Consider the following 24,076-nt stretch of genomic DNA (forward strand, 5'->3'; position numbering starts at 1 on the left):
CCCGGAATGAGACGTTGCAGCAGGTCGGACGGGGTGCCCGAGGCTCCGAAGTGCCGCCGGCATATGACGGACGTCCGCCGGTTCACCCCCTGTTCCCCGGGGTGTATTCCCCGGGAACGGCCCCGCCGGGCGCCCCGGGCGGCCATGATGGGGGCATGGCGGGGCTGGAGGGTATGGGACAGCCGCGGGGACACGCACATGCGGCCGCGGCGCGCTGGTCGCCGACCGTCGAGGACGAACACGCGCTGAAGGCGCTCGAGTTGTACGGCAACCCGACGGAGGCAGAGGTTCCACTGCCGTCCCGCCCCGAGTCCGCGGCCACCGCGAGACGCCTCACCCAGGTCGTGGTCCTGCGCCACTGGGGGCTCACCCCCAAGACCACCGAGGACGCGGTCCTGCTCGTCTCCGAACTGGTCGGCAACGCCGTACGCCACACCGGCGCCCGTGTCTTCGGTCTGCGCCTGCACCGGCGCCGCGGCTGGATCCGCGTCGAGGTCCGCGACCCCTCCCGCGGGCTGCCGTGCCTGATGCCGGTCCAGGAGACGGACATCAGCGGCCGGGGCCTCTTCCTCGTCGACAAGCTGGCCGACCGCTGGGGGGTCGATCTGCTGCCCCGGGGCAAGACGACGTGGTTCGAGATGCGGGTCGCCGACCGCTGAGCGTGCCGGATGCCTCACCCGGTCGCCGGACGGACGAATCACCGGTTTCCCTCCGAGACGCCCATTAAATGGTGCAATGCACCGCCATCTCGTGAAGAGCGCCCTGGTCGCGGGTGCGGCCCTCGCCGTCCTCTCCGCCTGCGGCACCGGGAGCGGGGAACGGGCCTCCGAGGCGCGCGCCACCAAGGCCGCCGTGCCCGCCCCGCCCGAGAAGAAGCCCGTGAAGGGGCTGCCGGGCATGCCGCCCGTCCTGGACCCCGAGGACGTGTACGCCGCCGACCGCCCCAACAAGCTGTCCCCCGTGGTCAAGGGCTTCCCGTCCCGGGTCTACGTCCCCAACACCGAGTCCGACACGGTCACCGTCATCGACCCGAAGACCTACGAGGTCACCGAGACGATCCGGGTGGGCCGGCAGCCCCAGCACGTCGTGCCCTCCTGGGACCTGAAGACGCTCTGGGTCAACAACGACCGCGGCCACACCCTCACCCCGATCGACCCGAAGACCGGCAAGGCGGGCAAGGACGTCGAGGTCCACGACCCCTACAACCTCTACTTCACGCCCAACGGCCGGTACGCCGTCGTCATGGCCTCCCTCGACCGCGAGCTGGTCTTCCGCGACCCGCACACCATGAAGGTGAGGAAGACCGTCCCGGTCTCCTGCTACGGCGTCAACCACGCCGACTTCTCCCTCGACGGCCGCTACTTCATCGTCTCCTGCGAGTTCAGCGGCGAGCTGCTCAAGGTCGACACCGAGAAGATGGAGGTCGTCGGGCAGCAGCGGCTGCCGTTCGAGGGCGCCATGCCGCAGGACGTGAAGGTCTCACCCGACGGCAAGAGGTTCTACATCGCGGACATGATGGCCCACGGCATGTGGGTCCTGGACGGCGACAGGTTCACCGAGCCCACCCTGATGCCCACCGGCAAGGGCTGCCACGGCCTCTATGTCAGCCGCGACTCCCGCGAGATGTACGTGACCAACCGCGGCGAGGGCACCATCTCGGTCTTCGACTTCACCCAGGGCAGGCTGACCAAGAAGTGGAAGCTGCCCGACGGCGGCAGTCCCGACATGGGCGGCGTCTCCGCCGACGGCAAGGTGCTGTGGCTGTCCGGCCGCTACGACGCCGAGGTGTACGCCGTCGACACCCGCACCGGCATCCAGCTCGCCCGGATCCCGGTCGGCAGCGGCCCGCACGGCCTCGCGGTCTACCCGCAGCCCGGCCGCTACTCGCTCGGCCACACGGGCGTGTTCCGGTGAGCGGCGTCTGCCGCCGCCGTCGAACCGGCGCCTCGCCGGCTGCGTGGAATCTTTCCCCGGATTGCATCAACGGGCGGCGACCAGACGCGGAACGCGCAAGCCGCACCCCGTAGTCCATGCTGAACACCTCCGAATTCTTGCACTCCGCGTATGAGTGAAACGAGTGATGCGAGAGCCGTATCGACGGGATGGATCTGGTATTTGTCCCGGTCCGAGGCGCTGTTCCGAGTTCCTCGGGAATCACCCAGCGAGATCTGCAAGCGAACGGGGGTATTTCTCGCATGAGTTCCTTCAGCCGCCGCCGGGCGCTGCCCTCGACGGCCGGTGCGGCGGCAGGTGCCGGACTGCTGCCGGCACCTGCCGCGGCGGCCCGGGAAGCTGCGGCCGCCGGGCCGAGTCCGGTTTCCGTCCACCCGGGCGATGCGCGCTACGCCGACCTGATATCCGGCCTGAACCAGCGCTCGGTCGCCCCTCCGGAGCAGATCGTGCTGCCCACGACGCGTCAGGTCGTCGAGATGGTGCAGGACGCGGTGAACCGTGGCAAGCGCATCAGCATCAGAGGCGGTGGACATTGCTTCGAGGACTTCGTCTTCCATTCAGAAGTCGAGGTCGTCATCAACATGTCCCGTATGAACCGGGTCCATTTCGACTCCACGCTTCACCATCCGGACCCCGGGCGTCTACCGCCGGCTACGTGGCGAGTACGCCGACATCGCCCGAGCCGTGGAGCGACTTCCGGCCCCACCCGCCGCCCTGCCGGCGCACGAGGCGGGCCGGCCCGGGCCGGACGACGTCGTCCTGTCACCCATGAACGTCGCGGGACGCCATCTGCTGCGCGTCGACACGGGACACCCCGTACTCTTCGACGACCCGGTCGACCATGTTCCAGGGATGGTGCTGCTCGACGCCGCCCGCCAAGCCGCCCACGTGGCCTTGCGGCCCCGTCCGGTCCGCACCACGGGGATGACCACCCGCTTCCACCGGTACGTCGAGTTCGACGCCCCCTGCTGGGTCGACACCGAGGCCGACCCCGCCGACCCGGACCACCTGTTGGTCACGGCCCGGCAGTACGAGCGCCTCTGTTTCACCGCGTCCGTCGCCTTCGAGGTGGCGCCCGATGCGAGGACCCCGTGCGGCGCACGCGGCCACTCCTGAACCGCTCCCGGTCGCGACTTGACCTTCACCCAGACGTCAAGGTTGATGCTGCCGCTCATGCACACCTCACAGAAGCCCTCCACCGAACGGGGCTCCGCCTGGGCTCTGGCCGTCCTGACCCTGTGCTCGTTCACTCTGGGCACCGGCGAGATCATGATCGCGGGTCTGCTGCCCGACATCGCCGCCGACGCGGGCGTCTCGCTGTCCACCGCGGGCCTCCTCGTCAGCTCCTTCGCCATGACGGTGGTCATCGGCGGCCCGGTCCTCGCCCTGACCACCGGACGGGCGCGGCGCCGACACCTGCTGATCGCGCTGATGATCACCTACGTCCTCGGCAACGTGGTGTCCGCCGCGGCAACCTCGTTCTGGCCGCTGGCCATCGGAAGGATCATCGCCGCGCTCGCCCACTCCGCCCTGATGCCGCTCTTCTTCGGTATCGCGGCCGACGTCGTGCCGCCGCACAAGCGGGGCATGGCGGTGGCCCGGGTCTCGCTGGGCTTCAGCCTGGCGATGATCGCGGGACTGCCCATCGGCACCGCCCTCGGACAGTGGTTGAGCTGGCGCGCCACCTTCTGGGCGGTCGCCGCGCTCACTCTCGCGGTCGCCGTGCCCGTCGCGGCGCTCGCGCCCAACACGCCCGGCATCTCCGCGGACGAGGACCGAGGGCGGCTGGCGGAACTGCGGGTCCTCGGCGACCGTCGCGTGCAGATCGTCACCGGCATCACCGCGCTGTGCGCCGCCGCCTCCTTCACGGCGTACACCTACGTCACGCCCCTGCTCACCGACGCCGTCGGTTTCGGGGAGTCGGCGGTCACCCCGCTGTTGCTGCTGTTCGGCATCGGCGGCACGGTCGGCAACCTCATCGGTGGCCGGCTGACCGACCGCTCGGTGCTCGGTGCCGTGTCCGTCTGCGTGGCCGCTCTGGCCGGCTCCCTGCTCCTCTTGGGCGCGACCACGTCGTTCAAGACGCCGGTGGTCGGGTTCCTCTTCCTCTTCGGCGCCGCCTACTACGCGGTCATGCCGGCGGTGAACACGCGGCTGCTCAACGTTGCCTCGCAGCAGGCCCGCACGCTGGCTCTGACCGTGCAGAGCTCGGCGTTCAACCTCGGTACGGCGCTGGGCGGCTGGCTCGGCGGCCGGGTCATCGCGACGGGGGCCCCACTGGGTTGGCTGCCCGCGGTCGGCGGCGGGGTCGCCGTGCTCGCGCTGGTGTTCGCCCTCGTCGAGGCGGCCGGAGAGCGGCGCCGTAGTCCCGGGGCCGAGCCTGAAGCGACCGGCCCGGCCGTGGAAACGCCGAAGGCGGCCGAGAGTACCGTCTGACCGGCAACAGAAAGGAGCACCATGCGCATCGGGGAACTCGCGCACGCCACCGCCACCACCACCCGGGCACTGCGGTACTACGAGGAGCACGGACTGCTGCACCCCGAGCGCTCCTCCAACGGCTACCGCACCTACGGGCCGGAAGCGGTGCGGGTCGTGGAGAACATCCGGCTGCTTCTGGCCGCCGGGCTGACCACGGACGATCTGCTGCTCATCGACGGCTGCCTGCGCGACGAGTTGCTGAGCGACCACAGCTGTGTCGACCCCGGCGCCAAGATCGCCGTGTTCGAGCAGCGGCTCGCCGTGATCCAGCAGCGCATCGACGACCTCACCCGCGTCCGAGGCCAACTGCTCGACCGGCTCGGCGACCTGCACGGCCGGACCCACTCGCCCGGAGACCAGATCTGCCCGCAGCGGCTCGGAGAGAAGAAGGACAGCACGTGGCCGACGGGCGACACCCCGTCCTGGTTGCCCCGCCGTGGGCAGACCGCCTGACGGACGGTGAGCGAGGCTCCGGACCTGTCAGCGCGTTCGACTCGGTGCTGCGGGTCGGGGCCAGGGCCCGCGGGCACCGAGGCCCTGCGCGCGCCACCGGGACGCCTCCCGCGCTGGCCGCGGTCGCACACCACCCCCGGGCGCCCGGTGCCGCCGCGCTGGAGGCACACACGGCCGGTTAATCTGACCTCCGTCAGACCTGCGTCAGCAGGAAGCACAGCACGAGATGAGGGGCGGATCGGTGGCGGACATCGAGGAAGCACGCAAGCAGTTCGAGCGGATCGATACGGACGGTGACGGATTCATCACCGCTGCCGAGTTCAAGAGCGCCCTGGCCAAGTCGGGTGACTGGAACGTCACCGAGTCGGTCGCCGAGGTCGTCATCAAGACCCGCGACCTCGACGGCGACAAGCAGCTGAGCTTCGACGAGTTCTGGGCCTACCTGAACAAGTAGGCCTCCGGCTCGCCCGTGCGGCACGAAGGGGCCCGGTCCACGATCCTCGGACCGGGCCCCTCGTCATGCCCGGACGGAGACCCTTCCGGGACCGGAATAGCCCACCCGCCCCCGAGGTTGACCCTGGTCACGAAGGCTTCACGCGGCGCTGTTCATCTCCGGAAGGACGAGGCGAGGACATGAAGATCGGCATCATCGGAGCGGGCAACATCGGCGGCAACCTGACCCGGCGGCTCACCGCCCTCGGGCACGACGTCGCCGTCGCCAACTCCCGCGGCCCCGAGACGCTCACGGCCCTGGCGGAGGAGACCGGCGCGACGCCCGTGACGGCCGGGGAGGCGGCCCGGGGCGCCGAGGTCGTCGTCGTCACCGTTCCGCTGAAGGCCGTCCCGGACCTTCCCTCCGGCCTGCTCGACGGCGCGGCGGACGGCGTCGCGGTCATCGACACCGGCAACTACTACCCGCGGCAGCGCGACGGCAGGATCGCGGAGATCGAGGACGACGGCCTCACCGAGAGCCGCTGGACGGAACGCCGGATCGGCCACCCGGTCGTCAAGGCCTTCAACGGCACCTACGCCCAGGACATCCTGGACCGCCCGCTCCCCGCCGGCGACCCCGGCCGCATGGCCCTCCCGGTGGCCGGCGACGACGAGACGGCCAAGCGCACGGTACGGGACCTGATCGACGCCCTCGGCTTCGACACCGTCGACGCGGGCGGCATCGACGACTCCTGGCGCCAGCAGCCCGGCACCCCGGTCTACGGCCTGCGCGGCGGCGCCGAGGCGGTCACGAAGGCCCTGGCGGAGGCGACCCCGGAGCGCACGCCGGAGTTCAGCGGTTAGATCAGGCGTCCTCCGCCCACTTCCGCAGCGCCGCCTTGCTCTCGAAGTCGGCCACGTTCTTGTCGAGCGGGTCGTCGGTGTACTGGTGGAAGCGCCACTTGGCCTTGATGCGGGGCTTGCCCGCGCTCACGTAGTCGGCGATCCACAGGGCGTCTCCCGCATAGGAGGTGGTGTCGACGTTGAGCCAGAAGTGGCGGTTGCAGTAGAGCACCACCTGATGGTTCGGCCGAAGGTCCTTCAGCTTCCTGATGAACAGGTCCTTCTCGGCGTTGCTCGCGTGCGTCCCGTTGCTGGTGTTCTCCCAGTCGACGGCGAGGATGTCGCCCGCCCGCTCGGGGGCCTTGCTCACGAAGTACTCGGCCTGGGCGGTCAGGTTGCCGGGCCACAGGAAGTGGTAGAAGCCGACGACCAGCCCGGCGTCACGGGCTCGTCTGGTCTGGGCGGCGAGTTTCGGATTGACGTAGGAACGGCCCTCCGTCGCCTTGACGAAGACGAAGGAGAGGCCGTCGGTGCCGTAGGAGGAGGACTGGTAGGCGCTCACGTCGATGCCGCGCAGCATGGGGGCTCCCTCTGGTGCGGGTGGGGCTGAAGTTCCCTTGGGTCAGGGGTTGTTGTTATGCCCCGCGAGGGCGGCCGTACGCCGGGCGCGAGGAGGCTCGCGGCCCGGCGGTGGTGAGCGCCGGTCGGTTTGACGGTCGGTTTCAGGGGGCGGGGGAGCCGGCCGGGGCGCGGGCCGGGTCGTCGGCGACGGCGTCCCGGTCGTCCAGGGAGACGTCCTTGGTCTCCTTGCCGAGCAGGAGCGCGATCAGCGTCAGCACCGCCATCGCCGAGAGGTAGACACCGACCAGCCACGGTGAGCCGTCCCCGGTCTCCCACAGCGCCACCGCGATGAACGGGGCGACCGCCGCCCCGAGGATCGAGCTGACGTTGTACGCGATGCCGGAGCCGGTGTAGCGCACGCTCGTCGGAAAGAGCTCCGGCAGCAGCGCGCCCATGGGGCCGAAGGTCATGCCCATCAGGGTGAAGCCGAGCACCAGCCACAGCACCACGCCCAGGGTGCCCAGCTCGATCAGCGGCACCCAGACCAGCCCGAAGACCACGATCGCGGCGGTGATCCAGATCAGGGTGGCGCGCCGCCCGTACCGGTCCGCGAGCGGACCGGAGACCAGGGTGAACGCGGCGAAGAACAGCACGCCGAAGATCATCATGAGCACGAACGTCGTGTAGCCGTACCCCAGTCCGGGGACGGCGGCGTCCTTCGCGGTCCGTCCGTAGCTGAGCGAGAACGTGGTCATCAGGTAGAAGAGCACGTAGGTCGCCAGCATGATGAAGGTGCCCAGGACCAACTGCTTCCCGTGGCTGCGCACCACCGTGGCGAGCGGCAGCCGCCGCACCCCGCCGGACTCGCGGGTCCTGGCGAAGACCGCCGACTCGACGAGCCGGGAGCGCACCCACAGGCCGATCGCGACCATCACGGCGGAGAACAGGAACGGGACACGCCAGCCCCAGCTGACGAAGGCCTCCGAGGGCTGCGAGGGGTCGGCACCGGCCGCGGACGGCAGGAGCGCGCCCATACCCAGGAACAGGCCGTTGCCGATGATGAAGCCGAGCGGGGCGCCCAGCTGCGGGAAGGTGCCGTACAGGGCGCGCTTGCCGCTGGGGGCGTTCTCCGTCGCGACCAGGGCGGCACCGCTCCACTCGCCGCCGAGCGCGAAGCCCTGCGCGAGCCGCATCAGCACGAGCAGCGCGGTGGCCAGCCAGCCGGCTTGCGCGTAAGTGGGCAGGACGCCGATGAGGAACGTGGCGATGCCCATGGTCAGCAGCGAGACGACGAGCGTCTTCTTGCGGCCGAGCCGGTCACCGAGGTGCCCGAAGACGACGGCGCCGATCGGACGGGCGACCATCGCGGCGCCGAAGACCGCGAAGGACGACAGCAGCGCGGTGGTCGGGTCGCTGCTCGGGAAGAACAGCTGGGGGAAGACGAGCACCGCGGCGGTCGCGTAGATGTAGAAGTCGTAGAACTCGATCGTCGTGCCGATGAGGCTGGCGACGAGGACGCGCGACCTCGGGTTGACGGGCGTGGGGGCTGAACCGGTGGCTGGTGCGGGCATCGTTCGGTCTTTCATGTGTGAAACATGGGTACTGCAACGATGTCAGCCGTCTTGATTTCCGGTATGGACGTCTCGCATGGCGAGACACACCCTGTCCCGGGCTCAGCACTCGATGATGTTCACCGCCAGCCCGCCCCGGGCCGTCTCCTTGTACTTCACCGACATGTCCGCGCCGGTGTCCTTCATCGTCTTGATGACCTTGTCCAGGGACACCTTGTGCGAGCCGTCGCCGCGCATCGCCATGCGGGCGGCCGTGACGGCCTTGACCGCGGCCATGCCGTTGCGTTCGATGCAGGGGATCTGGACCAGGCCGCCCACAGGATCGCAGGTGAGGCCGAGGTTGTGCTCCATGCCGATCTCGGCGGCGTTCTCGACCTGCTCGGGCGAGCCGCCGAGGACCTCGGCCAGGGCGCCGGCGGCCATGGAGCAGGCGGAACCGACCTCGCCCTGGCAGCCGACCTCGGCGCCGGAGATGGAGGCGTTCTCCTTGAAGAGCATGCCGATCGCGCCCGCGGCGAGCAGGAAGCGGACCACACCCTCCTCGTCGGCGCCCGGCACGAAGTTGACGTAGTAGTGCAGGACCGCCGGGATGATGCCGGCGGCGCCGTTGGTGGGGGCGGTGACGACCCGTCCGCCCGCGGCGTTCTCCTCGTTGACCGCCATGGCGTAGAGGGTGATCCACTCCATGGCGAGGGCCAGCGGGTCGCCCTCGGTGCGGAGCTTGCGCGCGGTGTTCGCGGCCCGGCGGCGCACCTTGAGGCCGCCCGGCAGGATGCCCTCCTGGGACAGTCCGCGCGCCACGCAGTCCCGCATCACCTGCCAGATCTCCAGCAGGCCCTCGCGGATCTCCTCCTCGGTGCGCCAGGCCCGCTCGTTCTCCAGCATCAGCGCGGAGATGGACAGACCCGTCTCCTCGGTCAGGCGCAGCAGCTCGTCACCCGTGCGGAAGGGGTACTTCAGCACGGTGTCGTCGAGCTTGATGCGGTCCGCCCCGACCGCGTCCTCGTCGACGACGAAGCCGCCGCCGACCGAGTAGTACGTCTTCGTCAGCAGTTCGGCGCCCGAGGCGTCGTACGCCCACAGGGTCATGCCGTTGGCGTGATACGGCAGCGTTTTGCGGCGGTGCAGGACCATGTCGTCGTCGTAGGAGAACGCGATGTCGTGCTCGCCGAGCAGGTTCAGCCGCCCGTCGGTCCTGATCGCCTCCACCCGCTCGTCCGCGCTCGACACGTCGACCGTGCGCGGCGAGTCGCCCTCCAGGCCGAGCAGCACCGCCTTGGGCGTGCCGTGGCCGTGGCCGGTCGCGCCCAGCGAGCCGTACAGCTCCGCGCGGACCTGTGCGGTCGGGGCCAGCAGCTCCTCGTTGCGCAGCCGCCGGGCGAACATCCGGGCCGCCCGCATCGGGCCGACGGTGTGGGAACTGGACGGGCCGATGCCGATCGAGAACAGGTCGAAGACCGAGATGGCCACGGGGGAACTCCTGACTACATGGGTGGTGCAGAGGGGGTGGGCGCCGCGTCCGCTGGTGGCGGGCGCGGCGCCCGAAAGGTTTCTTCGTTACGCGTTCAGAGCCGGGTACAGCGGGTGCTTGTCGGCCAGGGCCTTCACCCGGGCCTTGAGGGCCTCCGCGTCGTAGGACGGCTTCAGCGCCTCGGCGATGACGTCCGCGACCTCCGCGAAGTCCTCGGCTGCGAAGCCCCGGGTCGCCAGCGCCGGCGTGCCGATCCGCAGACCGGACGTCACCATCGGCGGACGCGGGTCGTTCGGGATCGCGTTCCGGTTGACCGTGATGCCCACCTCGTGGAGGCGGTCCTCGGCCTGCTGGCCGTCCAGCTCCGAGTGGCGCAGGTCGACCAGGACCAGGTGCACGTCCGTGCCGCCGGACAGGACGTCCACACCCACGGCCCGGACGTCGTCCTTCACCAGACGCTCGGCCAGGATGCGGGCACCCTCCAGCGTACGGCGCTGGCGCTCCTTGAAGTCCTCCGAGGCGGCGACCTTGAAGGAGACCGCCTTGGCCGCGATCACGTGCTCCAGCGGACCGCCCTGCTGACCGGGGAAGACGGCGGAGTTGATCTTCTTGGCCAGTTCGGCCGTGGAGAGGATCACACCGCCGCGCGGGCCGCCGAGGGTCTTGTGGGTCGTGGTGGTGACCACGTGCGCGTGCGGCACCGGGTTCGGGTGCAGCCCGGCCGCGACCAGCCCGGCGAAGTGGGCCATGTCGACCATCAGGTACGCGCCGACCTCGTCCGCGATCCGGCGGAACGCGGCGAAGTCCATCTGCCGCGGGTAGGCCGACCAGCCGGCGACGATCAGCTTCGGCTTGGACTCCTTGGCCAGCCGCTCGACCTCGGCCATGTCCACCCGGCCGTCCTCGCCCACGTGGTAGGCGACGACGTCGTAGAGCTTGCCGGAGAAGTTGATCTTCATGCCGTGGGTCAGGTGCCCGCCGTGCGCGAGGTTCAGACCCATGATGGTGTCGCCCGGCTTGAGCAGCGCGAACATCGCGGCGGCGTTGGCCTGGGCGCCCGAGTGCGGCTGGACGTTGGCGTGCTCGGCGCCGAACAGTTCCTTGACGCGGTCGATCGCGATCTGCTCGACCACGTCGACGTGCTCGCAGCCGCCGTAGTAGCGGCGGCCGGGGTAGCCCTCGGCGTACTTGTTGGTGAGGACCGAGCCTTGCGCCTCCATGACCGCGACCGGAGCGAAGTTCTCCGAGGCGATCATCTCCAGCGTGGACTGCTGGCGGTGCAGCTCGGCGTCGACCGCGGCGGCGACCGCCGGGTCGAGCTCGTGCAGGGGTGTGTTCAGGACGGACATACGACTCCTCAGCCCGCGGAGAACGCGGTGTACTCGTCGGCGGAGAGCAGGTCGCCCGGCTCGTCCGTGACCCGCACCTTGAACAGCCAGCCGCCCTCGAAGGGGGCCGAGTTCACCAGCGCCGGGTCGTTCACGACGTCCTCGTTGACCTCGGTGATCTCACCGGAGACGGGGGAGTACAGGTCGGACACCGACTTGGTCGACTCCAGCTCGCCGCAGGTCTCGCCGGCGGACACGGAGTCACCCACCTCGGGAAGCTGGACGAACACGACATCGCCGAGCGCGTTGGCCGCGTGCTCCGTGATGCCGACCGTCGAGACGCCGTCCTCGGCGGCCGACAGCCACTCGTGCTCCTTGCTGTAGCGCAGCTCTTTGGGGTTGCTCATGGCCTGGATTCTCCTGTACGCGCGGGAGTGCTGTGAAAGGGGGGACTGCTGGTGAGCTGGGACGACGGGCACGGGGTCGCTGCCGCGGCCCTTCGGCCAGTGTCTACTTCTGGCGCTTGTAGAACGGCAGCGCCACGACCTCGTACGGCTCGTGACTGCCCCGGATGTCCACACCCACGCCGCTCGTGCCGGGCGCGGCGTGCGCGGGGTCGACGTACGCGATCGCGATCGGCTTGCCGAGGGTGGGGGAGGGGGCGCCGGAGGTGACCTCGCCGATCACCTCGCCGCCGGCGACGACGGCGTACCCGGCGCGCGGGACCCGGCGGCCCTCGGCGATCAGGCCGACCAGGACCCGCGGCGGATTCTGCTCGGCGCGGGCGGCGGCCTCGCGCAGGGCCTCGCGGCCCACGAAGTCGCCCTCCTTCTCGAACTTCACCACCCGGCCGAGCCCGGCGTCGAAGGGCGTGAGGGAGGTCGTCAGCTCGTGCCCGTACAGCGGCATGCCCGCCTCCAGGCGCAGCGTGTCGCGGCAGGACAGCCCGCACGGGACGAGGCCGGCGCCCTCGCCGGCCTTGGTCAGGGCCTGCCACAGCTCGACGGCGTGCTCGGGCTTCACGAAGAGCTCGAAGCCGTCCTCGCCGGTGTAGCCGGTCCGGGCGATCAGGGCCGGGACGCCCGCGACCGTGCCGGGCAGCCCGGCGTAGTACTTCAGGCCGTCGAGGTCGGCGTCCGTGAGGGACTTGAGGATGCCGGGGGACTCCGGGCCCTGCACGGCGATCAGCGCGTAGGCGTCCCGGTCGTCGCGCACCTCGGCGTCGAAGCCGGCGGCGCGCTCGGTCAGCGCGTCCAGCACCACCTGGGCGTTGGAGGCGTTGGCGACGACCATGTACTCGGTCTCGCCCAGCCGGTAGACGATCAGGTCGTCCAGGATGCCGCCGTCGGCCCGGCAGATCATGGTGTAGCGGGCCCGGCCCGGCTTCACGCCGCCGATGTTGCCCACCAGGGCGAAGTCCAGCAGCGCGGCGGCCTGCGGCCCGGTGACGGTGATCTCGCCCATGTGGGAGAGGTCGAAGAGGCCGGCCTTCGTGCGCACGGCGAGGTGCTCGTCGCGCTCGGAGCCGTAGCGCAGGGGCATGTCCCAGCCGGCGAAGTCGGTCATCGTCGCGCCGAGCGAACGATGCAGGGCATCGAGCGCGGTGTGACGGAGTTCTCCTGTACTGCTCACGGTCGGTCGTCTCCCAAGGCAAATGGGGGTCCCTCCCGCGCGGGCGAAGCCGAGCGTGGGGGAGGGCGAGGTCGTTCCTCCCCATCTGTCATCGGAACCTGAGAGGTTCGCCATGACCGCACGGGTCCATGGCTTGCACCTTGGGTGGAGCCGCGTCCCGTCGAGGACAGGAGGCGGCCCGCTTTTCAGATGTGCCTCGCCCGCGCGGTAACGGGGCCTGAGAGATTCAAGGGAGGGACTTGCTCCTTCGGCGCCCCAGCTCTTGCGGTGCTGGGAACTCTCCCGCGCGGATTCAAACGGCCGGTATGCAGTTGGCGCGCACATCATTGCACGCATCCTTCCGGCGCGGCAGGGGGACCTTTCACAGGGAGTGCACGAGTCCCGCGCGCCGGGCACAGCGACCTGTAGCAGCCCTGTTGCAGGACGAGAACGTAAATGAGAGGCCTGCCGCATTACCTTCTCTTTACACTCGGCGGGGATGGGACTCCGTACCTGGCCCCAGGGGAGGACGATCACGGTGAACAGGACCACCGCGTACGCGACGACGGGCATCGCGCTGCCCGAGCAGCCGGCCGCCGCTCCGGTCCGGGCGGTCCGCGCCCCGGCGCCGGCGCCGGTCGTCCGCGACCTGCGCGACCGTCCCGGGGGCGGCCCGCACGCGCTGCTGTTCGGCCCCCGCGACCTCGTCGTGGTCACGGGCCTGCCCGGCAGCGGCAAGTCCACGCTGATGCGGCGCACCGTCCCGGGCCGGCGCATCGACTCCCAGGACACCCGCGACCGCTGGGAGCGCCGCATGCCGCGCGCCCTGCCGTACGCGCTCTACCGCCCGCTCGTCCGCCTCGCCCACTACGCCGGGCTGCGCCGCGCCCTGCGCACCGGGGAGGCCGTCGTCGTGCACGACTGCGGCGCCCAGGCCTGGGTCCGCCGCTGGCTCGCCCGCGAGGCCCGCCGCCGGGGCGGCACGCTCCACCTGCTCCTCCTCGACGTCACGCCCGAGCAGGCCCTGGCCGGTCAGCGCGACCGCGGCCGCGGCGTCTCGCGCTACGCGTTCCTGCGCCACCGCGTGGCCGGCAACCGTCTCCTGCGCGCGGTGGAGCGCGGCGACCTCCCCGCCGGCTGCGGCTCGGCCGTCCTCGCCGACCGGGACACGGCGAACACCCTGCACAGAATCGGCTTCACGGGCTGAGCCCGCGCCGTCGTACACCGGTCCTGTTCCCGATGCCCCCGGCGTCCCGTCAGCCGTTAGCCTTTTGAGCCACAGCAGTGGTTCCAGGCAGGCGGTAGGCAGATGGACATCCCGGCGGACTTCTCCGCGGACTTTCCGGCGCAGACGCAGACCCACCCGCACGGCGGTTGGCCCGGCAACGAGTTGGAGGAGGTGCTCTCGGCCTCCCTCGGCGCCGGACCGGCGGCCGGCGGGCGGATCGTCGAAGTGCTCGGCCGGAGCTTCGTGTGGATCCCGCTGCCCAGCGGCGGCGGCCCGCACAGCGGCCCCCTCGACCTGCCCGGCATCGAGATCGACGGCCAGGCGTTCGTGCCGGTGTTCAGCTCCGAGGAGCAGTTCCGCCAGGTCGTCGGCTCCCACATGTCGTACACCATCGCGCCCGCCGTGGAGTTCGCCCGCGGCCTGCCCCCGCACGCCGGCATAGCCGTCAACCCGGGCGGTGTGGTGGGCATCCCGCTCCCGCCGCCCGCCGTGGCCGAGCTGTGCCGGGCCGGCCGGACGCCGCTGGACGGTCCCGCGAGCGGCGGCCGGGTCCGCCTCTTCGAGCCCGACTGGCAGGACGACCCGGTGGACTTCCTCGCCGCCGCCTCCGCCGAGTTCGAGGCGACCGGCGTCGTCGTCACGGCCCGCCGCTGCCTCGCCGCGATCGAGACCGCCGACCCGGTGATGTTCGTAGGCGTCGAACTCTCCCAGTGGGAAGGCGACCTGCGCGCCCTCCCCCTGGACGCCCTCACCCGGGCCGTCACCGCGGTCCCGGCCCCCTGGCCGGTCAACCTCGTCCTGCTGGACGTGACGGAGGACCCGGTGGGAGCGTGGATGCGGGACCGGGTCCGGCCCTTTTTCCAGCGGTAGGCCAGTACCCCAGGGGCGCGGGGAACCGCGCGAGAACCACCCACGACCCGCGGCCGCGATACGACCCCAGGCTCCGACCTCTCGCGCGGGCTTAAGCTAGGGCACCGTCGAGGCGTTGTACGAAGGGGCGGTAAAGGTGAGCGCGAGCGGCACGGCCGCGGCCGGACAGGTCGAGCACATGCTGCGCCAGGTCACGCCCGGGCGTTACGACGCCTACGAGGCACTCCTGCGCGCGCTCGCGACCCCGCACAGCGGCCAGATCTGGATGCTCCTGTGGCACGGGCAAGCCGGCTCTCCCGACGCCCAGTACGGAAAGATGGACGTCGACGGCTGCGGCTACGCCCCCTGCGTGACCTCCGCCCAGGAACTCTCCGCCAGCGGCTGGAACCGTTCCTACGAGGTGGTCGACGGTGTCGACGTCGCCCGCGCCCTCTACCCCGACCACTACGGCCTCTGGCTCAACCCGCACGCCCCCGGCGGCGGCGTCGGCATCCCCTGGCTCGACCTGCGCAGAATCGCCACGGGCCTGGACCGCCAGCCCGCCGGCCCCCTGCGGCTGTCCGAACCCGCCATCGAGGTCCCGCAGTTCTACGCCCTGCTCGCGCAGAACGCCCACCGCACCCCCGCCGTCCGCTCGCTGCGCCGGGCCTGGGTGCAGCCCGCGCTCGGGGCGCCGTACCTCGCCATCGGACTGGATGTGTACGACACCTCGCCGCCGGCCGTGGACTCCGTACGCGCGATGATGCAGCAGTCCCTCGGCGCCGTGCCGGACGGGCTTCCCGTGTCGACCGTCGCCATGTCCGACGAGCACGACCCGGTGGCCATGTGGCTGCGTGCGAAGGCCCGCCCGTTCTACGACCGCGAGGCCCACGCCACCGCCCCCGTCCAGGCCCCGGTCTCCGGCTACGGATACCCTCCCGCGCAGGGCCGGTACTGACCGGCTCGAAGTCGCCCCCGGAGCCCCTCGCGCATCACCCTTCGAACGCGACAACCGCTCAGCTCTCCGCGCGTAGATAGGGGCGAAAAGAGCCTGGGTGTCCTAAAATGCCCCTATCTTGGCGCGTCCGACCCCCGCTACCCGTTGTCCGGATAACGGAACCCCGCAGACAGCATCACGTTTACGCATCCTTTCACCGCCAAGTCTGGCAACAGATCGCCAAAGCGTTGAAGACTCCCCGCAAGACACGGGCCGGGTCGGTCTTGTGTACGAGACAAACAAAACCGCTACAGCGGCAGCCAGGGGCTCGGCGATCGCCGGCCCGAGAGGGGTCAATCGCACCGTGACCGCACCGATCGAGACCACCGGGGCGGAAGCCGGAGCACAGCCCGAGGCCGTGCTCTCCGGGGTCAAGAAGAGCCAGATCGAAGGGCGCTCGCTCACCCAGATCGCCTGGATGCGCTTCAAGCGGGACAAGGTGGCGATGGCGGGAGGCGTCGTCGTCATCCTGCTCGTGCTGATGGCGGTGTTCTCCAAGCCGATCCAGTGGATCTTCAACCTCGATCCCAACAAGTTCAACCAGGACCTCATCGACCCCGCGCTGCTCGCCCCCAAGGGCGGCTGGGGAGGAATGAGTTGGGACCACCCGCTCGGCGTGGACCCCCAGTACGGCCGGGACATGCTCGCCCGCATCATCGACGGCTCCTGGGTCTCCCTCCTGGTCGCGGGCGGCGCCACGCTGCTGTCCGTGTGCATCGGCACCGTGCTCGGTGTCGTCGCCGGGTACTACGGCGGCTGGATCGACAGCGTGATCAGCAGGCTCATGGACACGTTCCTGGCCTTCCCCCTGCTGCTGTTCGCCATCTCGATCTCCGCCTCCGTGCAGGACGGGTTCTTCGGCCTCGAAGGACTGTCCCTGCGCATCAGCGTGCTGATCTTCGTGATCGGCTTCTTCAGCTGGCCGTACATCGGCCGCATCGTGCGCGCCCAGACGATGACCCTGCGCAAGCGGGAGTTCATCGAGGCCGCCACGAGCCTCGGGGCACGCGGCCCGTACGTCCTGTTCCGGGAACTGCTCCCGAACCTCGTCGCACCGATCCTCGTCTACTCGACGCTGATCATCCCGACGAACATCCTGTTCGAGGCCGCGCTGAGCTTCCTCGGCGTCGGTATCGCTCCGCCGCAGGCTTCCTGGGGCGGCATGCTCAGCAACGCTGTGGATCTCTACACAGCTGATCCGCAGTACATGTTCGTGCCCGGACTGGCGATCTTCATCACCGTCCTGGCCTTCAACCTGCTGGGTGACGGGCTGCGTGACGCCCTCGACCCTCGCAGCAAGTGATCCATCGAATGAGGGGGCTTCCTCAGGTGAAGACGAGAAGGGTGACCGCCGGCGTTGCGTCGGTCCTGGCACTGTCGCTGGGTGCTGCCGCGTGCGGCGGCGGCGGTGACGACAACGACGGGGGAGGCAGCGGCAAGAAGGACGCCGCGCTGAACTCGATCGTCAACGCGTCGGACAAGAAGGGAGGGACGGCCACGTACGAGCACTCGGACGTGCCGGACTCCCTCGACCCGGGCAACACGTACTACGGCTGGGTCCAGAACTTCTCCCGCCTCTACGGCAGGACGCTCACCACGTTCAAGCCGGCGGCGGGCAAGGCGGGCCTGGAGGTCGTGCCGGACCTCGCCGAAGGACTCGGCAAGTCCAGCCCGGACGCCAAGACCTGGACGTACAAGCTGCGTGCGGGTGTGAAGTTCCAGGACGGCACCCCGGTGACGTCCAAGGACGTCAAGTACGCCATCGAGCGCTCCAACTTCGCGCCCGAGGCACTGTCCAACGGCCCGACGTACTTCAAGGCGTACCTTGAGGGCGGCGACAAGTACAAGGGCCCGTACAAGGACAAGTCCGCCGAGGGCCTGAAGTCCATCGAGACGCCGGACGACCGGACGATCGTCTTCAAGCTGAAGCAGCCGTTCGCCGACTTCGACTACCTGGCGACGTTCTCGCAGACGGCCCCCGTGCCGCAGGCGAAGGACACCGGTGCGAAGTACGTGCAGGCCATCCAGTCCTCCGGCCCGTACCAGTTCCAGTCCTACGAGGAGGGCCGCGGCGCCACCCTCGTGCGCAACAAGCAGTGGGACGCCAAGACGGACCCGGTCCGCAAGGCCCTGCCGGACAAGATCACGATCAAGTTCAAGGTCAACCCGGTCACGGTCGACAACAACCTGCTCTCCGACAAGATCACGGCTGACGCGGCCGGCACGGGTGTGCAGCCGCAGACCCAGCCGAAGGTGCTGCGCGGCAAGTACGCCAACCAGACGGACAGCTCCTACGCGGGCGCCACGCAGTACATCGCGCTCAACGTGAACGTGAAGCCGTTCGACAACGCCGACTGCCGCAAGGCCGTTCAGTGGGGCCTCGACAAGCAGTCGGTGCTCGACGCCATGGGCGGTACACCGAAGGGCGACGTGGCGACCACGCTGCTGCCGCCGTCGGTGAACGGCTACACCAAGTTCGACACTTACGCGACCGACGGTCACAAGGGTGACGTGGCCAAGGCCAAGGCGGCCCTGAAGGCGTGCGGCAAGCCCAACGGCTTCAACACGATCCTGACGGCCCGCTCCGACCGCCCCGCCGAGATCGCCGCGGCGACCGCCATCCAGGCGTCGCTGAAGAAGATCGGCATCAACATCGAGATCAAGCAGTTCCCCTCCGGCAAGTACTTCTCGAACTTCGCCGGTGTCCCGAGCTACGTCCACGACAACAAGCTCGGCATGCTCTCGATGGCGTGGGGTGCCGACTGGCCGACCGGCTACGGCTTCCTCGACCAGATCGTCAACGGCTCGGCCATCAAGCCCTCGGGCGGCAACAACCTGATGGAGCTGGACGACCCGAAGATCAACAAGGCCCTGACGGACGCGATCGCCAACACCGACGACGCGGCCCGCACCAAGGCCTGGGGTGACATCGACAAGATGGTCCTCGACAACGCCTCGGTCGTCCCGCTGGTCTACCGCAAGAACCTGCTGCTCCGGCCGACGTCCGCGACGAACGTCACGGTCACGCAGGCCTACCTCGGCATGTACGACTACCTGCTGATGAGCTCCTCGAAGTAATTCAGCAGGCCGGATCCTTTCGAAAGGCAGGTGAAGGCACCGGGTGGCCGCGGCGGACGACCCCGCCGCGGCCACCCGGGGCCGTACAGCTGTGGCTGCGTACATCCTCCGACGCGTCATGGGCGCAGTGCTGTTGCTGCTGGTGGTCAGCGCAGTCACCTTCGCCATCTTCTTCCTGGTCCCCCGCATCGGGGGACAGACGGCCGACCAGTTGGCCACCCAGTACGTCGGCAAGGACGCGAACCCCGCCTCCGTCGCCGCGATCAAGGAAAACCTGGGGCTCGACCAGCCGGTCTACGTCCAGTACTGGGAGTTCATCAAGGGCCTCGTGGTGGGTGCCGACTACAAGTTCGGTCCCGACGCGACGCACTGCGGCGCACCCTGCTTCGGGTACTCCTTCAAGAGCCACATCGAGGTGTGGCCGCAGTTGGAGCAGCGGATCCCGGTCTCCTTCTCGCTGGCCATCGGTGCCGCGGTGATCTGGCTGGTCTCCGGTGTGACGACCGGTGTCATCTCGGCACTGCGCAAGGGCAAGCCGATCGACCGCGCCGCCATGTTCATCGCGCTCGCCGGCGTCTCGCTCCCGATCTTCTTCACCGGCCAGATCCTGCTCGCGCTCTTCGTCTACGAGATCCCGGTCTGGGAGAGCATCGACTACGTCCCGTTCACGGAGAACCCCGCCGAATGGGCCTGGCACCTGATGCTGCCCTGGATCAGCCTCGCGTTCCTCTTCTCCGCGCTCTACGCCCGGCTCACCCGGGCGGGCATGCTGGAGACGATGAGCGAGGACTACATCAGAACGGCCAGGGCCAAGGGTCTCAAGGAGACCACGGTCGTGGCCAAGCACGGCCTGCGCTCCGCGCTCACCCCGATCGTCACCATCTTCGGCATGGACTTCGGCACCCTGGTCGGCACCGCGGTGCTCACCGAGACCGTGTTCTCCCTCCAGGGCATCGGCGCCTACTCCGTCCAGGCCATCAAGGACAACGACCTGCCCATCGTGATGGGCGTGACCCTGGTCGCTGCGTTCTTCATCGTCTTCTGCAATCTGATCGTCGACCTGGTGTACGCCGCCATCGACCCCCGGGTGAGGTACTCGTGAGCAAGCTCGACAAAGCCGCGCTCGGCGAACCGGACACCACCGCAGCGTCCGTCCCGGACGACGTGTTCCTGTCCGTCCGTGATCTGCGCATCCACTTCGACACCGACGACGGCCTGGTCAAGTCCGTCGACGGCGTCAGCTTCGACGTGCGCAAGGGCAAGACCCTGGGCATCGTGGGCGAGTCCGGCTCGGGCAAGTCGGTCACCTCGCTCGGCGTGATGGGCCTGCACCGCTCGGCCCGCGCCAAGGTCTCCGGCGAGGTCTGGCTCGACGGCCAGGAGCTGATCGGGGCCGATCCCGACGAGGTACGGCGGCTGCGGGGCCGGAAGATGGCCATGATCTTCCAGGACCCGCTGTCGGCGATGCACCCCTACTACACGGTGGGGCAGCAGATCGTCGAGGCGTACCGCGTCCACAACGACGTCAGCAAGAAGGTCGCCAGGCAGCGGGCGATCGAGATGCTCGACCGGGTCGGCATCCCCGAGCCCGCCAAGCGCATCGACGGCTACCCGCACGAGTTCTCCGGCGGTATGCGCCAGCGCGCCATGATCGCCATGGCGCTGGTGAACAACCCCGAGCTGCTCATCGCCGACGAGCCGACCACCGCCCTGGACGTCACCGTGCAGGCGCAGATCCTGGACCTGATCCACGATCTGCAGAAGGAGTTCGGCTCCGCGGTCATCATGATCACCCACGACCTGGGCGTGGTCGCCGAGATGGCCGACGACCTGCTGGTCATGTACGGCGGCCGGTGCGTGGAGCGCGGTCCCGCCGAGGACGTGTTCTCCCAGCCCCGCCACCCCTACACCTGGGGCCTGCTCGGCTCGATGCCGCGCATGGACCGCGAGGAGACGGACCGGCTCATCCCGATCAAGGGTGCGCCGCCCTCCCTCATCAACCTCCCGTCCGGCTGCGCCTTCAACCCGCGCTGCCCGTACGCGGACGTCCCGAAGGACAACGTCACCCGCACGGTCCGCCCCGAGCTGACCGAGGTCGGCGGCTCGCACTGGGCCGCCTGCCACATGACGCAGGAGCAGCGGGAGCGTATCTGGACCGAAGAGATTGCGCCGAAGCTGTGAGCGACGACAAAACGGTGAGCACACCGGACACCAGCGGGAGCACCCTCACCAAGGGCACCACCGCCGACGGCGAGGTCCTGCTGAAGGTGACCGGCCTTCAGAAGCACTTCCCGATCCGCAAGGGCCTGCTCCAGCGGCAGACCGGCGCGGTGCGTGCCGTCGACGGTATCGACTTCGAGGTGCGCAGGGGCGAGACGCTCGGCGTCGTCGGCGAGTCGGGCTGCGGCAAGTCCACCATGGGCCGGCTGATCACCCGGCTGCTGGAACCGACCGGCGGCTCGGTCGAGTTCGAGGGCCAGGACATCACGCACCTGAAGACCGGCGAGCTGCGCCCCATGCGCCGCGACGTGCAGATGATCTTCCAGGACCCGTACTCCTCGCTGAACCCCCGCCACACGATCGGCACGATCGTCGGCGCCCCCTTCCGGCTCCAGGGCGTCGAGCCCGAGGGCGGTGTGAAGAAGGAGGTCCAGCGGCTGCTGTCGGTGGTCGGCCTCAACCCCGAGCACTACAACCGCTACCCGCACGAGTTCTCCGGCGGCCAGCGCCAGCGCATCGGCATCGCCCGCGCGCTCGCCCTCAACCCCAAGCTGGTCGTGGCGGACGAGCCGGTCTCCGCGCTGGACGTGTCGATCCAGGCGCAGGTGGTGAACCTGCTCGACGACCTCCAGGACGAGCTGGGCCTGACGTACGTGATCATCGCGCACGACCTGTCGGTCGTCCGGCACGTCTCGGACCGGATCGCGGTGATGTACCTCGGCAAGATCGTCGAGCTGGCCGAACGCGACCAGCTGTACAAGTCTCCGATGCACCCGTACTCCAAGGCCCTGCTGTCGGCCGTGCCGGTTCCGGACCCGAAGCGCCGGGGCGCCAAGAGCGAGCGCATCCTGCTCAAGGGCGACGTGCCCTCGCCGATCGCCCCGCCGAGCGGCTGCCGCTTCCACACCCGGTGCTGGAAGGCGACGGAGATCTGCAAGACGACCGAGCCGCCGCTCAAGGAGCTGCGGGCCGGACAGCAGGTCGCCTGTCACCACCCGGAGAACTTCGCGGACCAGCAGCCGCAGGACACCAAGCTGCTGTCGTCGGCGCACGAGGCGGCCGCGGAGAACAACGTGGAGAAGACCCCGGGGAGCGACGCCGCGTCTGTGGAGAAGTGAGTCCGCGGGGCCGGAAGTGAATCCGCCCGAGCCCCCGCCCTCGCACATCAGGGCGGGGGCTCACTCGTGGGTGAAAATGACCGGGTGCTCCAGCAACTCTTCAGCCCGTCCGTCCAGCACACGCTCGACCTGATCGGCATCTTCGTCTTCGCGATCTCCGGCGCCCTGCTGGCCGTGCGGAAGAACTTCGACGTGTTCGGCATGGCCGTCCTCGCCGAGGTCACCGCGCTGGGCGGAGGGCTGTTCCGGGACCTGGTCATCGGGGCCGTGCCGCCCGCGGCCTTCACGGACCTGGGGTACTTCCTCACCCCGCTGCTCGCCACCCTCCTGGTCTTCTTCCTGCACCCCCAGGTGGAGCGCATCCAGGGCGCGGTGAACGTCTTCGACGCGGCCGGCCTCGGCCTGTTCTGCGTCGCCGGCACGATCAAGGCGTACGAGTACGGGCTGGGCCTGACCGCCTCGGCCGGACTCGGGCTGACCACCGCCGTGGGCGGCGGTGTGCTGCGGGACGTCCTCGCCAACGAGGTGCCCTCGCTGCTGCGCTGGGACCGCGACCTGTACGCGGTCCCCGCGATCGTCGGCTCCGCGCTGATCGCCCTGTGCATCCGCTACGACGTCGTCAACCCGCTCACCAGCGGTCTCGCGGTGATCACCGCCTTCGTACTGCGCCTGCTCGCGATGCGGTACCACTGGCGAGCTCCGCGGGCCTGGCACCGCCGGTCGACGGTGAGCGAGGAGGAGCAGCCCGTCCTGCCGTGACGGGGCGGGCGCCCATCTCCTGGGTCAGCCACCGGAACACCGGCACCACCTGCGGCCGCCACAGCGCCATGTTGTGGCCGCCCGCGCTCTTCGGGATGTACACGACGTGCACGGTCGTCGGGGCCTTCGCGGTCTGCTCCAGGGCCACGGCGGCCTCGTAGCCGTCGTGCGGCTGGCCGGAGAGGTACAGCGCGATCCGCGGCGGGGCGGGTGACCGGCGCAGCATCAGGTAGGGGTTGTTCGCGGCGCGCAGGGCGGGGCTCTGCGCGGTGAGGGAGTCGCGTTCGCCGATCGGGTCGTTGTAGCCGGACAGGCTGACGGCGGCCCGGTAGCGGTCGGGGTGGGCGACGGCGAGCCGGGCCGCGCAGTGCGCCCCGGCGGAGTAGCCGGCGACGGCCCAGCCCCGCGGGGCGGACTGGGCGCGGAAGGTGTCCGTGACCATCGTCGGCACGTCGACGCTCAGCCAGGTGTCGGCGTTGACGGTGCCCGGGATGTTGGCGCAGCCGGTGTCCACGCCGGCCAGCAGGTTGGTGCGGGGTGCGACCAGGATGAACGGGGCGACCTGCCCGCTCCGCATCAGCGGCAGCAGTTGCTCGTGCGCGTGCAGCGAGCCGAACCATGCCTTCGCCGAGCCGGGGTAGCCGGGCAGCAGCTCCACCACCGGGAACCTGTGGTGCCGGTAGGCCGGCTCGCCGTACTGCGGCGGCAGCCAGACGTAGACCTCCGCGTTCACCCCCGACACCCGGCCCCTGAGCTGGGTCACCCGCACCCCGCCGGCCGCGCCCATCCCGGGCCCGGTGGCCGGCTCGAAGGCCTGCCGCACCCTGGGCAGCCGCTTGAGCGCGATCCCGCCGGTGCCGTCGGCGCCCAGATCGGCCGCCTGCTCCACGTGGTCGCCGGTGCCGAGCAGGTCGGCCCAGTTGTCGTACAGGTTGTTGGCGTTGTTGACCAGCGTGAAGACCAGGGCCACGGCCGTCCCCTGGGCGAACAGCAGCATCAGCGCCCGGGCCGCGGCACGCAGGACCCGGGGACCGCGGATGCGTGACCAGAGGACCAGCGGCAGGACGAGGGCGGCGACGGACAGTACGACCAGCGTGCAGAGGAACGGTGTCCCGGTGAGGCTCAT

At 70.0% G+C, this 24,076-nt stretch carries 23 protein-coding genes and 2 riboswitches; of the genes, 16 read left to right on the top strand and 7 right to left on the bottom strand.

Going from position 1 to position 24,076, the window contains the following annotated elements:
• Window positions 1–50 precede the first annotated feature (50 nt).
• The 7 genes from QOL88_RS27575 (at window position 51) to QOL88_RS27605 (ending at window position 6,180) form a co-directional block, all read left to right on the top strand.
• A complete protein-coding gene (locus QOL88_RS27575) occupies window positions 51–659 on the top strand; it encodes an ATP-binding protein (RefSeq protein ID WP_179878980.1) in 609 nt (202 codons plus the stop codon).
• A gap of 76 nt (window positions 660–735) precedes the next feature.
• Entirely contained in the window at window positions 736–1,914 is a 1,179-nt protein-coding gene (locus QOL88_RS27580) for a YncE family protein (RefSeq protein WP_097220789.1), read from the top strand.
• A gap of 723 nt (window positions 1,915–2,637) precedes the next feature.
• A complete protein-coding gene (locus QOL88_RS27585; RefSeq protein ID WP_257027907.1) occupies window positions 2,638–3,069 on the top strand; it encodes an AfsA-related hotdog domain-containing protein in 432 nt (143 codons plus the stop codon).
• 57 nt (window positions 3,070–3,126) lie between these two features.
• The gene (locus QOL88_RS27590) at window positions 3,127–4,389 is read left to right on the top strand and encodes an MFS transporter (RefSeq protein WP_097223210.1); all 1,263 of its coding nucleotides are present in this window, start codon (window positions 3,127–3,129) and stop codon (window positions 4,387–4,389) included.
• A gap of 21 nt (window positions 4,390–4,410) precedes the next feature.
• Complete coding sequence (locus QOL88_RS27595) at window positions 4,411–4,884, top strand: MerR family transcriptional regulator (RefSeq protein WP_097220791.1); 474 nt, start codon at window positions 4,411–4,413, stop codon at window positions 4,882–4,884.
• A 241-nt stretch (window positions 4,885–5,125) separates the two neighbouring features.
• Complete coding sequence (locus tag QOL88_RS27600; RefSeq protein WP_030855113.1) at window positions 5,126–5,338, top strand: EF-hand domain-containing protein; 213 nt, start codon at window positions 5,126–5,128, stop codon at window positions 5,336–5,338.
• A 179-nt stretch (window positions 5,339–5,517) separates the two neighbouring features.
• Window positions 5,518–6,180 carry an NADPH-dependent F420 reductase gene (locus tag QOL88_RS27605; protein WP_373559311.1) on the top strand — a complete coding sequence of 221 codons (663 nt, stop codon included), beginning with the start codon at window positions 5,518–5,520 and terminating at the stop codon, window positions 6,178–6,180.
• Between the two features lies 1 nt (window position 6,181).
• Here QOL88_RS27605 and QOL88_RS27610 read toward each other — a convergent pair whose 3' ends face one another.
• The 6 genes from QOL88_RS27610 to gcvT all read right to left on the bottom strand — a co-directional run bounded on the left by QOL88_RS27610 (window position 6,182) and on the right by gcvT (window position 12,722).
• Complete coding sequence (locus QOL88_RS27610) at window positions 6,182–6,739, bottom strand: glycoside hydrolase family 25 protein (RefSeq protein WP_097220795.1); 558 nt, start codon at window positions 6,737–6,739, stop codon at window positions 6,182–6,184.
• A gap of 142 nt (window positions 6,740–6,881) precedes the next feature.
• Window positions 6,882–8,291, bottom strand: coding sequence for an MFS transporter (locus QOL88_RS27615; RefSeq protein ID WP_097220797.1), 1,410 nt, complete (start codon window positions 8,289–8,291; stop codon window positions 6,882–6,884).
• A 102-nt stretch (window positions 8,292–8,393) separates the two neighbouring features.
• Window positions 8,394–9,761 carry an L-serine ammonia-lyase gene (locus tag QOL88_RS27620; RefSeq protein WP_097220799.1) on the bottom strand — a complete coding sequence of 456 codons (1,368 nt, stop codon included), beginning with the start codon at window positions 9,759–9,761 and terminating at the stop codon, window positions 8,394–8,396.
• 87 nt (window positions 9,762–9,848) lie between these two features.
• Window positions 9,849–11,111: a serine hydroxymethyltransferase gene (gene glyA / locus QOL88_RS27625; protein WP_097220801.1), complete on the bottom strand. Its 1,263-nt coding sequence runs from the start codon at window positions 11,109–11,111 to the stop codon at window positions 9,849–9,851.
• A gap of 8 nt (window positions 11,112–11,119) precedes the next feature.
• Window positions 11,120–11,497, bottom strand: a complete 378-nt coding sequence (gene gcvH / locus QOL88_RS27630) for a glycine cleavage system protein GcvH (protein ID WP_097220803.1) — start codon at window positions 11,495–11,497, stop codon at window positions 11,120–11,122.
• A 103-nt stretch (window positions 11,498–11,600) separates the two neighbouring features.
• Window positions 11,601–12,722, bottom strand: coding sequence for a glycine cleavage system aminomethyltransferase GcvT (gene gcvT, locus QOL88_RS27635; protein ID WP_097220805.1), 1,122 nt, complete (start codon window positions 12,720–12,722; stop codon window positions 11,601–11,603).
• 75 nt (window positions 12,723–12,797) lie between these two features.
• Window positions 12,798–12,917: riboswitch (glycine riboswitch) on the bottom strand.
• Window positions 12,918–13,017: riboswitch (glycine riboswitch) on the bottom strand.
• A gap of 222 nt (window positions 13,018–13,239) precedes the next feature.
• Between gcvT and QOL88_RS27640 the strand changes: the two genes are divergently transcribed.
• The 9 genes from QOL88_RS27640 to QOL88_RS27680 all read left to right on the top strand — a co-directional run bounded on the left by QOL88_RS27640 (window position 13,240) and on the right by QOL88_RS27680 (window position 22,950).
• On the top strand, window positions 13,240–13,908 hold the full coding sequence (locus tag QOL88_RS27640; protein ID WP_097220807.1) for an AAA family ATPase: 669 nt from the start codon (window positions 13,240–13,242) through the stop codon (window positions 13,906–13,908).
• Window positions 13,909–14,010: 102 nt separating this feature from the next.
• Window positions 14,011–14,799, top strand: a complete 789-nt coding sequence (locus tag QOL88_RS27645; RefSeq protein WP_097220809.1) for an enhanced serine sensitivity protein SseB — start codon at window positions 14,011–14,013, stop codon at window positions 14,797–14,799.
• Window positions 14,800–14,935: 136 nt separating this feature from the next.
• The gene (locus QOL88_RS27650; RefSeq protein ID WP_097220811.1) at window positions 14,936–15,736 is read left to right on the top strand and encodes an enhanced serine sensitivity protein SseB C-terminal domain-containing protein; all 801 of its coding nucleotides are present in this window, start codon (window positions 14,936–14,938) and stop codon (window positions 15,734–15,736) included.
• 343 nt (window positions 15,737–16,079) lie between these two features.
• Window positions 16,080–17,078 (top strand): ABC transporter permease, encoded by a 999-nt coding sequence (locus tag QOL88_RS27655; RefSeq protein WP_097220813.1) that lies wholly within the window; start codon window positions 16,080–16,082, stop codon window positions 17,076–17,078.
• A gap of 8 nt (window positions 17,079–17,086) precedes the next feature.
• A complete protein-coding gene (locus QOL88_RS27660; protein ID WP_179878981.1) occupies window positions 17,087–18,853 on the top strand; it encodes an ABC transporter substrate-binding protein in 1,767 nt (588 codons plus the stop codon).
• Window positions 18,854–18,944: 91 nt separating this feature from the next.
• Window positions 18,945–19,955, top strand: coding sequence for an ABC transporter permease (locus QOL88_RS27665; protein WP_097223211.1), 1,011 nt, complete (start codon window positions 18,945–18,947; stop codon window positions 19,953–19,955).
• Window positions 19,952–21,034: an ABC transporter ATP-binding protein gene (locus QOL88_RS27670; RefSeq protein WP_097220818.1), complete on the top strand. Its 1,083-nt coding sequence runs from the start codon at window positions 19,952–19,954 to the stop codon at window positions 21,032–21,034. The genes QOL88_RS27665 and QOL88_RS27670 overlap by 4 nt, the downstream gene beginning before the upstream one ends.
• Window positions 21,031–22,191, top strand: coding sequence for an ABC transporter ATP-binding protein (locus tag QOL88_RS27675; protein ID WP_097220820.1), 1,161 nt, complete (start codon window positions 21,031–21,033; stop codon window positions 22,189–22,191). The genes QOL88_RS27670 and QOL88_RS27675 overlap by 4 nt, the downstream gene beginning before the upstream one ends.
• A gap of 84 nt (window positions 22,192–22,275) precedes the next feature.
• Entirely contained in the window at window positions 22,276–22,950 is a 675-nt protein-coding gene (locus QOL88_RS27680) for a trimeric intracellular cation channel family protein (protein ID WP_097220822.1), read from the top strand.
• Here the strand turns inward: QOL88_RS27680 and QOL88_RS27685 are convergent.
• On the bottom strand, window positions 22,841–24,076 hold the full coding sequence (locus QOL88_RS27685) for an alpha/beta hydrolase (protein ID WP_097220824.1): 1,236 nt from the start codon (window positions 24,074–24,076) through the stop codon (window positions 22,841–22,843). The genes QOL88_RS27680 and QOL88_RS27685 overlap by 110 nt on opposite strands.

This window comes from Streptomyces sp. Ag82_O1-12 (assembly GCF_900182715.1).
Lineage (GTDB): Bacteria > Actinomycetota > Actinomycetes > Streptomycetales > Streptomycetaceae > Streptomyces > Streptomyces massasporeus.